Annotated in this window: 13 protein-coding genes and 1 pseudogene; 11 read left to right on the forward strand and 3 right to left on the reverse strand. The window is 52.6% G+C overall.

Going from position 1 to position 13,668, the window contains the following annotated elements:
• Positions 1–623 precede the first annotated feature (623 nt).
• The 11 genes and pseudogenes from SD70_RS17180 (at position 624) to SD70_RS17225 (ending at position 8,941) form a co-directional block, all read left to right on the forward strand.
• Positions 624–2,078: an extracellular solute-binding protein gene (locus SD70_RS17180; protein WP_041048767.1), complete on the forward strand. Its 1,455-nt coding sequence runs from the start codon at positions 624–626 to the stop codon at positions 2,076–2,078.
• A gap of 88 nt (positions 2,079–2,166) precedes the next feature.
• Positions 2,167–3,054, forward strand: a complete 888-nt coding sequence (locus SD70_RS17185; protein WP_231571263.1) for an ABC transporter permease subunit — start codon at positions 2,167–2,169, stop codon at positions 3,052–3,054.
• 10 nt (positions 3,055–3,064) lie between these two features.
• A complete protein-coding gene (locus SD70_RS17190) occupies positions 3,065–3,727 on the forward strand; it encodes a carbohydrate ABC transporter permease (protein ID WP_231571264.1) in 663 nt (220 codons plus the stop codon).
• Positions 3,728–3,759: 32 nt separating this feature from the next.
• On the forward strand, positions 3,760–3,927 hold the full coding sequence (locus SD70_RS39835; protein ID WP_331436803.1) for a hypothetical protein: 168 nt from the start codon (positions 3,760–3,762) through the stop codon (positions 3,925–3,927).
• A gap of 16 nt (positions 3,928–3,943) precedes the next feature.
• On the forward strand, positions 3,944–5,221 hold the full coding sequence (locus SD70_RS17195) for a CehA/McbA family metallohydrolase (protein WP_041048771.1): 1,278 nt from the start codon (positions 3,944–3,946) through the stop codon (positions 5,219–5,221).
• 200 nt (positions 5,222–5,421) lie between these two features.
• A complete protein-coding gene (locus SD70_RS17200) occupies positions 5,422–5,868 on the forward strand; it encodes a MarR family winged helix-turn-helix transcriptional regulator (protein WP_041048773.1) in 447 nt (148 codons plus the stop codon).
• Positions 5,869–5,931: 63 nt separating this feature from the next.
• A complete protein-coding gene (locus SD70_RS17205; protein ID WP_041048838.1) occupies positions 5,932–7,509 on the forward strand; it encodes an MDR family MFS transporter in 1,578 nt (525 codons plus the stop codon).
• 59 nt (positions 7,510–7,568) lie between these two features.
• Positions 7,569–7,850 (forward strand): annotated as a pseudogene (locus SD70_RS17210) (hypothetical protein); the annotation flags it as partial.
• A gap of 49 nt (positions 7,851–7,899) precedes the next feature.
• Positions 7,900–8,181: a type II toxin-antitoxin system Phd/YefM family antitoxin gene (locus tag SD70_RS17215; RefSeq protein ID WP_231571266.1), complete on the forward strand. Its 282-nt coding sequence runs from the start codon at positions 7,900–7,902 to the stop codon at positions 8,179–8,181.
• Positions 8,165–8,491: a type II toxin-antitoxin system RelE/ParE family toxin gene (locus tag SD70_RS17220; RefSeq protein ID WP_041048777.1), complete on the forward strand. Its 327-nt coding sequence runs from the start codon at positions 8,165–8,167 to the stop codon at positions 8,489–8,491. The genes SD70_RS17215 and SD70_RS17220 overlap by 17 nt, the downstream gene beginning before the upstream one ends.
• A gap of 54 nt (positions 8,492–8,545) precedes the next feature.
• Positions 8,546–8,941 (forward strand): VOC family protein, encoded by a 396-nt coding sequence (locus SD70_RS17225; protein ID WP_041048778.1) that lies wholly within the window; start codon positions 8,546–8,548, stop codon positions 8,939–8,941.
• An 86-nt stretch (positions 8,942–9,027) separates the two neighbouring features.
• On the opposite strand, the gene SD70_RS33485 is transcribed toward SD70_RS17225, so the two are convergent.
• The 3 genes from SD70_RS33485 to SD70_RS17240 all read right to left on the reverse strand — a co-directional run bounded on the left by SD70_RS33485 (position 9,028) and on the right by SD70_RS17240 (position 13,668).
• Positions 9,028–11,121, reverse strand: a complete 2,094-nt coding sequence (locus tag SD70_RS33485) for a hypothetical protein (RefSeq protein ID WP_052487559.1) — start codon at positions 11,119–11,121, stop codon at positions 9,028–9,030.
• 359 nt (positions 11,122–11,480) lie between these two features.
• Positions 11,481–12,584, reverse strand: a complete 1,104-nt coding sequence (locus SD70_RS17235; RefSeq protein WP_041048779.1) for a Ger(x)C family spore germination protein — start codon at positions 12,582–12,584, stop codon at positions 11,481–11,483.
• Entirely contained in the window at positions 12,577–13,668 is a 1,092-nt protein-coding gene (locus tag SD70_RS17240; RefSeq protein WP_041048780.1) for a GerAB/ArcD/ProY family transporter, read from the reverse strand. The genes SD70_RS17235 and SD70_RS17240 overlap by 8 nt, the downstream gene beginning before the upstream one ends.

The following is a 13,668-nucleotide window of genomic DNA, read 5'->3' on the forward strand; positions in this document are numbered from 1 at the left end:
TTCGTCGATCGGTTATCTGACCCCACATCAATGCGAAAAAAGGTACTATGAGCAGCTCCAGGCGGCTTAAGTTGTGTCTACTTTCTTGACAGAGGTGCATTTCAAGGGTTCATGGGTTCGGTCCCATCTCCAAGTGCATTTGCGTAACTGCAACACGGTATCTTGGGCGGGATTAAACATCTTGTAAATTTCCCTAAAACTTATTGTCAGAGGCTCGGGCGATCATGTATAATCAAAACAGAAGTTGTTAAACCGGTTTAATGAATGTTAGCCGGTTTCCTTTATGAGCTCAATTAAACCGGTTTAACGATGCCGAACGTGCCAAAGATCGACATGCCGCCCGAGAATGCGCCGAAGCGGTGCAGAGTTTGTACATAGGGACATTTTGCCCGAGCGGGGGAGATCGCCGCTGCCGCCAGCGGTCCGGCCGACGGTGTCAAGCTCATTGGCACAGCTAAAGAGAAAGCGCTTTATTAAGATTTTGTAAACGCATACGCCAAAGTAAGGGGGAGATCGGCGGAAGCTTGTGATCCGGCGAAAGGGACGGTTACGGCACGGAGTTTGTTTCTCCATCGAAAGTAGAAGCTGCGGATGAATCAGACCAACTTTACAGGAGGGTATCCATGATTCCGAAATCGAAAAAGATCGTTCAATCCGCCTTGGCGGCCATGCTGCTCGGGACCATAGTGGCCGGCTGCAGCGGAAACGGTGGCGCGCCGGCGCAAAGCGGCGGCGACGCGGCTGCTTCCCCGAAGGCCGACGCCCCCAAGAGCGATGCAAAGAAGGAAGAGCGCTCGCTGCACATTATGGCCGGCGTCATCGGCGGCAAAACGCCGGAAGAAAACACCCTTTTCGAGAAAGAGATCGAACGTCTTACGGGCATTAAAGTGAAGCTCGACAAACCGGCCTCCGACTACGATCAGAAGCTGCTGGCCGCCATCGCTTCGGGCGAGAAGTTCGACCTACTGCAAATCAGCAAGGAAAAGATGAACCTGTTCATCGATCAAGGCATCCTGACCCCGCTGACCGATAAAGTCAAGCAATCGAAAGTGCTGTCCGACCCGAACGTCATCCCGACCGGCGAATGGGACCAGGTCAAAACGAAGGACGGCAAAATTTACGGCGTGTTCACGAAGTACCAGGGCGGCACGATGCCGATCATCCGCGAGGACTGGATCAAGAAGCTGAACCTGAAAGATCCGGTCACGCTCGACGACTACTATAACGTGCTTAAAGCTTTCAAGGAGCAAGATCCGGACGGCAACGGCAAAGCCGATACGTACGGCCTGTCGACCGCAGGCATGTACGAGCTGCAAGGATTTTTCAGCGCCGCCGGCCTGAAACAGCGCTACGTCGAGAAAGACGGCAAGCTGGACGTTCCGTACTCGACCGATGCGGCGATTCCGGTCTACGAGTGGCTTAACAAACTGTATAAAGAAGGCATTCTCGATCCGAACTTCACTACGAACGATACCGCCAAAATGCGCAACCTGTTCCTGAGCGACCGCGTCGGCATGATCACATATTGGGACGCATGGGTCGGCATGCTCAACAACACGCGGAAGACGCAAGATCCGAACACGGCGTTCGAAGCGAAGGGGCTGCCTGGCATCGCCGACAAGGACGGCAAGTTCATGCTGCGCCGCGGTGATCCGGACGTATGGGTCATCCCGGTCAACGCCGAGCATCCGAACACCGCGTGGGAGTTCATCGAATGGTGGCACACGAAGGACGCCATCTATCTCGGCAGCTTGGGCATCAAGGATAACGACTGGACCGACAACGGTGGCAAAATCGAACTGACGAAAACCGGCAAAGACCATGCGATGGATCACGGCGTACCGTTCTGGTACAACAAAAATGTGCCGAACCCGTTCGGCCTGCTGCCGGGCGTCAAGGAAGCGCAAGACCTGGTCATGAAATACGCCACTTTGGAGCTGACGCCTTCCGGCAAATGGACAGATGCCGAGAAGATCATTACGGACTATTCCTTCAAGGCGATCACGGGTCAAATGCCGGCGGCCGACGCCGTCAAGAAAATGCGCGAAGAGCTCAAAGCGAAAAAATTGATCGACTGACGGTTAGACGGAACGGGGGAGTATGGTGCCTCAGCATACTCCCCCTTCTCCATCTCTGCGAGAGGAATTCGAGGAATCCAATAAGGCGGTGAATGTGCGCTTGAAAGCGGTCTGGAAATTCAAGTCCGTCTATGCGATGATGCTTCCGGTTGTAGCCTATTTTGTGCTGTTTTCATACTATCCGCTCATCCGCGGCTTTATCATCAGCTTCCAGAACTACCGGCTCATCGGCAACCGTCCCTTCGTCGGCCTGGCCAACTACATGACGGTAGTCGGCGACTCCGGCTTCTGGGAAGCAGTGTCCAATACGCTCCTCATCGCCGGCGGCACGCTGCTTGTCGGCTACATCATGCCGGTGGTGCTGGCGCTCGCTTTGACCGAAGTGACGCGCACCTGGTTTAAAAAGCTGACGCAAACGATCGTGTACGTCCCGCACCTGTTTTCGTGGGTCGTCGTCGGCGGAATCTGGATCATGATGCTGTCTCCGGACACCGGCATAGTCAATATGCTGCTCAAGGCGGCGGGAGCACCTAAACCGATCAACTTTATGTCCGATCCGGCTTATGCCCGGTGGGTGCTCATTTTGTCCGCCGTTTGGAAGGACATGGGCTATTATTGCATTTTGTACCTGGCTACGATCGTGGGCATCAATCCGTCGCTGTACGAAGCGGCGCGCATCGACGGGGCGAACCGCTGGCAGCTTGTCCGCTTCGTCACGATTCCGCAGCTGTACAATACGATGAAGGTGGTCGTCATGCTGAACGTGCTCGGCGTGCTGCGCATTTTCGACCAGGTTGTCGTCATGCGCAACGGAGCGATCGCCAAGCAGGTGGACGTGATCATGTACTACACGTACACCAAGGGCATTCAGGAATTCAAAATCGGCATCGCTACCGCGTCCAGCTTCATTCTGATCGTAATGACGCTCGTCCTTACGTTCGCGGCGCGGGCGATCATCCGGTACGACGAGGGGTGAACTTAGCACGATGCAAACCGACCGTTCCAGCTTCGCCAGCCGGGTGTTCGATACTGTCAATATTGTCTTTTTGCTGCTGCTGATCCTGACGATGATCGTGCCGCTGCTCAATACGTTCGCATTGGCGTTCTCGACGGGGCTCGCTTCGATGCAGCCCGACATTATTTTGTGGCCGAAGCAGTTCAGCACGGAAGGCTTCTCGATCGTATGGACCCGGCTGCAGCTGTGGCAGCCGTTTCTGAACAATGTGATCGTCACGCTTGCGGGCACGTTCGCCCACGTCCTGCTCACCGCCATGGCCGGGTACGTTCTCGTGCAGCAAGGGCTGCCGGGCAAGAAGCTGCTCGTCAGCTTCATTCTGCTCACGATGACGGTGCCGAACGAAGCGATTATGGTGCCGCTGTATATCGTCAATAAAGATTTGGGCCTCTTGAACACGCTGTACTCTCTTATTAATTATTCGCTCGTATCCGGATTCAGCATTTTGCTTATGCGCAACTTCTTCCTCAGCGTGCCGTCCGAGATGGCCGAATCGGCGCGAATGGACGCGCGGGCGATTTGCGCATCTTCTTCACGATGTACTTGCCTCTGTCGAGCGCGGGAATTGCGACCGTCACGCTGTTCGAGTTCGTCGGCCGTTGGAACAGCTTCACTCCGGCGCTCTATTATATAACCGACCATGCCAAATATACGCTGCAAATCGCTTTGAAGTCGATGATCATCGATTCGGATGCGACCTCCAGCAACTTCATCGTAACGACGAACGTGCGGATGGCCGGCATCGTCATCGCCTTGATCCCGCTGATCATTATTTATCCATACGTGCAGCGTTACTTTGTGAAAGGCATCATGCTGGGAGCAAACAAAGAATAGGAAAGAGGGGAGCCGCGTGGAGCAGCAGCAGAAGGTAACCGTGTTGACGGTGAGGCGCGACATTCGCAAAGACGAAGAAAGCCGGTATATCGAAATTCCGTTCGAGCTGCCGGAGGGCGTGGAGGAAATCCGCGTCAGTTATGATGTAGAGTCGCGCGGGGAGCCGAAAGCCGTCATCGACCTCGGCGTGCGCGATCGGGAGCGCGTCCGCGGCTGGAGCGGCGGGGCGCGCACGGAATTCCGCCTCGGGCTGGAGAAGGCGACGCCGGGCTACAGTCCGGGTCCGCTCGCTCCCGGGGAATGGGCGGTCCTGCATAATGCCTACAAGGTGCCGGCGGACGGGTGTACCGTGATCGTCACGGTGCAGTCTTATCATCAAACGCCGCGCTGGCTGAAGGGCGATCTGCATATGCACAGCGTGCATAGCGACGGCTCCTACACGCTGGAGGATAACGCGCGCATTATGGAGGAGCTCGGCTGCGACTTCCTGGCGATGACGGACCATAACACGTCCAGCCAAAATGCGGCGTACCCGCGTCAGACGGAAGTGGTCATGATTCCAGGGCTGGAATTCACGACGAACTTCGGGCACAGCAATTTCCTCGGCGTACCCGATCCCTTGGACGATTTCCGGGTGTCCGGCATGGATGACGTGCATCGCCGCATCCGCACGGGACGCGAGCGCGGCGCCAAAATCGTGCTGAATCATCCCCACTGTCCGAATTGCCCGTGGCTGTGGGATTTCGACGTCGATTTCGACTGGGTGGAAATTTGGAACGGCCCGTGGCGGGAGATGAATCAGGCGACGCTGGACTGGTGGCACGCCCAGCTCGTAGCCGGCCGGCGCCTGACGGCGGTAGGAGGCAGCGATACGCACCGGCCGGACCCGTATGTTCGCCACGCCTGTCCTACCACTTGGGTGCTCAGCGAGACGAAGACGGTCCACGGCATTCTGGGCGGCATCGACCGCGGCCATGTCGTACTGAGCTACGCTCCGGACGGACCGTTCGTCGAGCTGCGCAGCGGCACGTACGGCATCGGCGACGCCGTTCCGGCCGGAACCGTGCAGGAAGTGACGATGGCAGCCGAGCGGCTCAGAGCCCGGGACCGCATCCGGCTGATCGACAATCGCGGCACCGCCCTCGAGCACATTGCGGAGGAGGACGGGGCGCTGACGCTGCTGCTCCCCGCTGCGGAAGGACGCACGTTTTGCCGCGCGGAGGTTTGGCGCCATTTCGACGAGGCCGGCAAGGAATTGCTAGCCGCTGTGACGAACGCGATTTATTTTGACTGATTCGTTAGGATTTAGTATGTCCGTTATTTGGATTATTTATCGATGACCTGCTTTAGCCTGTTATCCAGGCTAGAGCAGGTTATTTTGTTATTTATTTCGTTGCCTTGACATCGAGGCGCGGGCATGATAATTTATTTAAGTAATTTAAATATTAAACAAGTTGAAGTTCAAACAATTTAATAAGAAAGCAAGGGTTGAACATGGACGAAAGCCTGAACGTCTATATCCAAAAATTTATGGCAGCCAACGAAGCGCTGCGGCGGAAAATGGCGATGGATTACCGCAAATTGAATGAGCAAAGAGGGATAGGCATCACAGGTCCCCAGTTCTTTATGCTTCATTTCATCAAAGAACAAGGCCAGTGCAAACTTACGCAGCTAGCAGAGAAAATGGAAGTGAAGCCGAGCGCTATTACGGTCATGATCGACCGTCTCGTGCATGCGAACTTGGTCGCCCGCATTCATGATCCGCACGACCGCAGGGTAGTTTTAGTTGAGCTTACGCAAGAAGGGCAGCAAGCATTGGACCAGTTGAAAGATCTAACCAAAGAAATTATCGCCCGTTATTTTTCCGGAATCGGTAAAGAAGAACTTGCCCGTTTCGTAGCCACGTTTGAAAAGCTGGCGGGCATGACGGACAAACATTAACGACATAAAGGATTGATGACTATGGAAATGACACAAAATAACGTTCACGAATCGGCATCGGTAATGAAAAATAAAGGCTTGCTCATTGTTGGCTTGATGATTGCGATGCTATTTGGGGCGCTCGACGGAACGATCGTAGGCACCGCGATGCCGCGGATCGTCGGCGAGCTGGGCGGGCTCGGCTTCATGACGTGGCTGACGACGGCTTACATGCTCAGTTCGACCGTCGTAGTGCCGATTGCCGGCAAGTTCGCCGATTTGCTCGGCCGCAGAGCCATATATGTAACGGGACTTCTCGTGTTTATTGCCGGTTCGGCCCTTTGCGGGCTGTCGCAAAATATGACGGAACTCATTTTGTTCCGCGGCTTGCAAGGGATCGGAGGCGGCATTATGATGCCGATGGCCATGATCATTATCGGCGACATGTTCACCGGCAAGCAGCGTGCCAAATGGCAGGGCGTATTCGGCGCCTTGTTCGGTCTCTCTTCGATCATCGGGCCGCAAGTCGGCGGCTGGATTGTCGATGCGCTGAATTGGAGATGGGTCTTCTACATCAATTTGCCGGTCGGCATTTTGGCGACGATACTGATTGCGATGGCGTTGCCGAAGCATAAGAAAGCTGCGGAAAAAGTCAAATTCGACGTGCCGGGCATCGCCACGTTGATTGTCGGCGTCGTTAGTTTGTTGCTCGCGTTAACGTTCGGCGGTCACGACTATGCCTGGGGTTCTTGGCAAATTATCGGCTTGTTCGCGCTATCCGTCGTTTCGCTGGTCGGCTTTGTTGCTTTTGAATCGAAAGCCGCGGAACCGATCCTTCCGATTCGCTTGTTTCAAAACCGTACGTTTACCGTCATTAACGGTATCGGCTTTTTGATGAGCATCGGCATGTTCGGCGCCATTATGTTCGTTCCGCTCTTTATGCAAGGCATTGTCGGCATCAGCGCTTCGGCGTCGGGAACGGTAATGACTCCGATGATGATTACGATGATTGTGACCAGCATCGTTGGCGGCCAGATCGTGCTCAGAGTCGGCGTGCGCAAACAGATGGCGGTAGGCATGATTGTGATGGCAGCCGGGTTCATCCTTTTGACTACAATGGGGATCGATACGTCGAAGCTCGCCGCAACCGGTTATATGATGGTCATCGGATTGGGCATGGGGCTTGTGATGCCGCTTCTGACGCTCGCGCTGCAGGAAAGCTTCCCGAAATCCGAGCTTGGCGTCGTCACGTCTTCGAGCCAATTTTTCCGGCAAATCGGCGGTACGTTCGGCATGACGATACTTGGAGCGATTATGAACCATAAATCGGGCGCCATTTTGACGGAGCAATTAGTGCCGATGATGAAGCAAATGCCAGCGCAGGCTGGAGGCATGGCTGAGCAAATGACATCGATGATTCATAACAATCCGCAAGGGCTGTATTCGATGCTGCTGAGCCCCGAGTCGCTGGCGAAAATGCCGCAAGCTTTGACGCAGCAGCTCGTTCCGGTTTTGAAAACGGCGCTCGTCGATTCGCTGCACAGCGTGTTCCTCTTCGGACTGTTGTTCGTCGTACTGGGAGCGGTGCTCAGCGTCTTCGTCGGCAAAATTAAAATTTCCGACAGAAAACGAATGAAAGAGGAAGCTGCGGTGAATGCGTAAAAATGAAGGCGGGGGCTGAGCCCTCGCTTTTTTTTTTTGTTGCAATGGCGGCGGGAAGGATCGCCATGGGCGGAGCAGACACGGATACCGCGCTCGAGACGGCGGATATCGCCCTCATGGCGGACGATGTGGCAAAGCTCCCGCACACGATCATGCTGAGCCGCAAGACACTGGCCATCATCAAGCAAAATATGGCGTTCTCGCTGCTCATTAAAGCCGCGGCGCTGCTTCTTATCGTTCCGGGCTGGCTTACGCTGTGGATGGCGATCTTCCCCGATATGGGAGCAACGCTCATCGTTACGCTCAACAGCTTGCGGCTATTGCGGATAAGATGGCGATAACGATAAGAATAATGATACAATATCGTCAGAATAATGCTATGAAAGGGGGATGAAGAAGTTGAATATTAAGCCGTCGACTACAATTCGGCAGGACTACAACGGATTTTCGAAATATTGCCATGAAATAGATGAACCCGTCATACTTACACGCAATGGAGAAGCGGATTTGGTCGTCATGAGCCATGAAACATTTCGGCGTATGGAAGCCCGCATCAAACTGCAATCGAAGTTGTTAGTCGCGGAAAAGCAAGTGGCCGAAGGAGAGCAATTGATTGAACATGACCAAGTAATAGCAAAAATGCGGAGGAAAATTAATGCCGCAAAAGAGTAAGGTCAAATATACGCCTGCAGCAGTTGATGATATCGATGAGATTTTTTCGTATATTTCACAAGACAATGTTTCCGCTGCAGAAAACTTGTTGGAAAAGTTAGACAGCCAAATGGCAAGTTTGGCGGATTTTCCCCATATTGGTTCGGTGTTGTCGGATGAGGACTATACGCTTGTACAACGTGGATATCGATTTATTGTCGTACATCCTTATCTGGTTTTTTACAGGGTTATTGAAAATGACGTTATTATTCATCGTATTTTGCATGGGCGTCGGGATTATCTCCGCGAGTTGTTTGGTTTATTGGAATAAAAATTCCTGTTCATGAAGCGATCATGGGGAGCCAAAGTAATAAGGAGGGAAAACATGAAGAAAAAAATAGGCCATGTTACGATGTTGATAAAAAACTATGACGAGGCTATTGATTTCTACATCAACAAGGCAGGGTTCGTATTGGTAACGGACAATGCATTCGGTGACGGAATGCGATGGGTAACCGTCGCACCGTCGAAAGATTCGGAAACAGCAATTGTTTTTGTCGAAGCAGACACGGATGAAAAAGCGGAAAGGATCGGCACTCAAGCGGCGAACCATGTGTTCCTGGTCGTGCAAACGGACGATTGCTATCGCGACTATGAGAAAATGAAGGCAAACGGTGTGAAGTTTTACGGCGAACCGAAAGAGGTACCTTGGGGAGTCGAGGTTGTATTCGAAGATCTGTACGGAAATCGGCTGGATCTTGTCCAACATAACGGATTCTAAAAAAGCAAGCCACTCCCGCGGGGGGTAGCTTTCAACGAAATGAATAAACTCCCGTCGCTGCAGAGAGCAGCACGGGAGTTTGTTTTTCACCGGTAACCGGGAATGTACGGATTAAGAGGAGGCAGAACGGGTCCCGGGGGCGGGTTCGTAATGCTCGGCGGAGGCGGGTCCGCGTAGGTGTACACGTTTTCCGTAAAATCATCGTCGGAGAGGGCGAACGAATTTTTTCCGCCGCGTTGCTCGAATCTCACTCTCTTGTCGCTCGCTTTGGCCGCATTCATGGTTTTCTTGATATCGTCGATGGAGGCGTTGGCGAACGGGACCGTATTGTACTTGGTATCCGTTTTCATAACATCGGTATACCACCACCAGTTCCAGACGCGCTCTACTTTGACAACGGGAATTTTGCTGAATGCTTTGGAAAGAAAATACCAATCCCTCGCGTAAACGTGCTGCTTGGCCGGCGCATCAAAAATACCGTACTTGCTTGTAAAATCGGGCTCCAGGCGAACATAGGAAGCCATCGATTTCAGCTTCATATTGTTCTCGTTCCCGGGCAGCTCCATCAGATTGCTGGATTGATACAGCTCGATCGCGATGCCCTTTTTCATCAAATCGGAAGCGTAATCGTTAATGACGCTGGTTATCGGTTGGCGCCAGCCGTTGACCGTGTAATTCCGCTGACCCGCGGTGTTGGCCGGATCGAGCAAAGTGAGCCGGTTCGGGCAAAGGCCGGATTTCGTATCGCACACCTTTTTCGCCAAATAAATGGCCATTTGGTGGCCCAAGGAATGGCCTACGATTTGGATATTTTTGTTTTGCTGATTCGCCATGGCCGCAACGTACTCGTCGTAAAAAAGGTCTCCCGCGCTTTTTTGCGGCACATTGACGGTTTCAAAGCTCCCGCCCGGTTTTCTCCAGCGCATTCCTACATCGCCTTTTGTAGACCAGATCTTGGACTCCGTCCATTCCGGACGGGTAATTTGGAACGGAACGCCGGGAAGATCGTCATCGGAAAGCTGGTTCCAGTAAAAAACGCCCACATTGTAGCCTGCGTCCAGCCATAGGTTGAAAATTTGCATCGGTTTATCGTCAAAGTCGTACGACGCTCCCGATTCTCTGAAATATTTCGAGACCGTATCCTTTTCCCAGCCATGCACGTAGATCACCGTCGGCTTTTTGGGATCGTAGTACGGATTGTCGATGCCGGGTTTGTATTTTTGCGCCACATTGTCTTTGCCGTACCAATAAATCCCGTAGTCCAGATTTTCGAAGAACAGCTTGTTGAAAGGGTGCTCGCTGTTTTTCACGCCGGTCTTGGTTCGGCCAAAGTAAAACTCCACTTTTTCTTGCACGGTCGAGGAGCCGGCCGAGAGATTGCCGCTTTTGTCGTACAAATAAGGGTTGCATTCTCCTGTTGTGCCTGATCCGTTAGGGTTGCGGCCCATCACGGCTTTGATCGCGTTCGTCAGCTCCGCATTTTTGCACGCGGCGCCGTACGAATTGGTGCGGACGGGGAAGGTGGCTTGTTTCATACCGTTTCCGAGATTGTAGGTCAGGACGGCCGTGTAGTTCGTGCCCGGCGTTAAATTGTTAAAATTGTAAAAACCGGTTGCCTTGTGCGGAATGCTCAGCGTATACACGTGATCGCCGCTGACAAGCTTGATATCGTTGTTCGCATCTCCGGAGACGGGGTACACGACATTCAAAGTAAGCGCCTCAAGATTGTCTGTGCTTACTACGCTGACGAACGGTTCGCTGTAGCGCAAAGTGGAGACGTCTTTTTCTTTCGTTTTGATGGAGTTGTCTTTGCCCCGCCATGAAACTCTGGCTTTGTAAGCGGTGTTCGGAGCCAAATTTTTGACGACGTAATCGCCGCTCTTTTTGGCCAAATAGCTGGAAATATCGGCCCAAGCTCCGTTTTTCATAAATTCGACTTTGTTGTCAGGAGCTCCGGATACCGGAAAGTCGACTTGCAAAGTCAGTTCCGTATAGGTCGCGTTTTTGACGCTGAGCGAAGCTTCGTCAGGGATGGGATCTTTTAACGTAGTGAATGACTGTTCAATTTTATATTGCCTGCCGTCGTACGAATTGTTGCCGAGCAATCGGAAATTGTAGCTTGTATTCGGCTTCAACCCTTTGATCGTGTAAATGCCGGAATTTTTGACGTTGTCGGCCAAATCTCCATAAGCTCCGTTGAAAAAACAGTTGCACTGAATGTGATTGCCCGCTGATCCGTCCCTGGTGTAAAAACCTGAACGGTAATGGAAGTATCCGTAATCTCCGTTGCACTGAAACTCGCGGGCAAATCCAGATAGTAAGGCGCCGCATAGGCTTGGGGAACGAGCAAAGCAAGCGTTAGAAGCGCTAATACGACATAGCTGAACCAAACTCTCCTGTTCATCCTCCATTCACGCTCATCAATCCTCCTGAGAAAATTAGTGACCTTATTGTAGCAGAGCGGACTTACACTAAACTTACAGTTCACTAACAGCCGCAGCTGCAAAAAGCGATGAGCTGCACGCTCATCGCTAACCGCTTAGCGGAACTTCCCGTAATCTTTGATTTTCACGTGGATATTGCATTTCACTTGCACGTCCGGAAATTCCTCGCGCCAATTCAGCTTCTTCCACGCGGCATAGCTCATGCTGTTCCTTACGTACATGCCGATCCCTAGACTGTCCGTTCCTTTCTCCTGCATCATGCCGACCAGTTGGTTCCCGCGGCTCGACAGGTGCTCGGAAATTTTCCGCTCCAACTCGTGGCGGTTGGCATCGTCGCTCAGCTTCAGGCGGCCGATATATTCGAGGATGGAGCCTTTGACGTCGACATTGATATTGACGGTCCTGGTACCGGCATCGCCATGCCCAACCTCGACTTTCCTCGAGCTGATCAACGAGCTGAACATCACGATTTCTTTCTTGCCCTCTTCACCGGCCAATTCTATACTGATCTCGCCCTTCTTGAAATCTCTTTCCAGCAAAGCGAAAATGATCGAGTCGCCGGGCTCGATTCTGCCCGCATACTTGTCGTCCCGGAACAAGGCGATTCCGTCAACAATGACAGAGTCGCCGTCGTCTTTCACAATCGGGGCGACAGGATCGACACCGTCGTCGAAATAATTTCTGGCGAATTCGTATAACGTCACTTTGGGGACGGCTTGCTCCTGCGCTTCTTTTTCCAATAGGCGGTCTATATACTTGCCCGTCCTGGGATGCTGCTCATAATTTTTCTTGAGGAGGCTCTCCGCATCGCCGTTCACAACCGTGACTTTCACCTGCGGAGATATGGACGGATCCCGCATCAGCGTATCGATGTGGTTCCAGAGCCCGCTTTTGGCAAGCGACAGTCCGTACAGCGTGTTGCGCATTTGCCCGCTGACAAGGATCAGATTGGTTTGCCTGGACAGGTTGATTCGCGCCTCTTTGCTGCTCAGGGCCGTTGTCGTCAGCAGCTGCCTCGACAGCTCGGCTTCCGGGTCCGCTTTCGGAATCGCGACTGCAATTTTCAACCTGCCGTCGGGCAGCAAGTCGTAGCTGGTCGTTTGGGTAAAACCGACCTTTTCGAGAATGCGTTGATCGCCGCAGCCGGAGAGCGCGGCCATCGTCAGCAGCGATAAGCAAACCGCGAATCTGTTACCCATTGGACGGCTGGCCTCTCCTTCGCTGAACGAGCAGTACCAAGCCTACAAGCGCCGGCAAGCCGAAAGCAATCCAAAACTCGATAACGCTAAATATTTGAAGCCAATCAAGCACTTCGCTCAAAACGTCGGGAATGTAGGAAACGAGGTAAGCGAGCGTCAAAATGATAAATCCAAGAACGCCCCCTTTGATTCGGGGGAACATTCTTCGGCTTACTTCTTTGGCGGACCAGACATACATGACAGCAGTGATCAGTATCGTAAACAAAAAGAAACCGTACAACAAGTTTTCGATTCGTTCGATAAAAGGAAGTTTAATATAAGCTAGCAGGTCCAGCACCGGAAACAGCATCTCCTTCAACTGCTGCAGGCTGAAAAAGCCGAAGGCAATCAAGCATGTATACAGATAAACGGCCACTGTAAGGCCATTGCCTGCCATCGCGGCGCGCATCAATTTCGTTTGCGGATTGGCATAGGGGAAAAGAAGAAGGACGAGCTCGTAGCCGAAGAAAGCGGCGTAGATCGAATATAACTCCTTCATCTTGAGTTCTCCTCCTTGAAACACGAAAGGCGTCAGCCTCGCCCATCTGAATTCCCCGTAAAAGAAAGTGAGCAGGAAGACCATCCAGATTACGAACCAGAAAAATACGGTCGCTGCCTTCGCAATGTTGTAAACGCCCATGCCGAGCAGCCACAAAGTAAGCAGGTTGACTACGAGTTCGAAAATCATCGGGTTCGTGGTCGGAAAGGCGACCATTTTGAAAATCAGGATATATTCTTTCGAGACGAGACAGCACAGCATGGCCCAAACGCAAATGAGCCCGATGTAGACGGGAGAAAGAACGAACTTAGGAATGGATTGTTCCAATATATCGAATATGGATCTTCCGCCAGAATGGCGATACACATACGACATAAGCCAAATATGAATGGCCACAATTGCGCCGAACAGGAAAACCGCAAGCCATCCGTTCGTTCCGAATTGTACGGCCAGTACCCGGGGCAGGCTGAACAAGGCAACCCCCGTTTGAATCATATGGATGAGGATAACGGAGTGAAACGGCGACAATTTTTCCTCGGTTTTCAA

The organism is Gordoniibacillus kamchatkensis, from assembly GCF_000829455.1.
In the GTDB taxonomy this organism is placed as follows: Bacteria; Bacillota; Bacilli; order Paenibacillales; family NBRC-103111; genus Gordoniibacillus; species Gordoniibacillus kamchatkensis.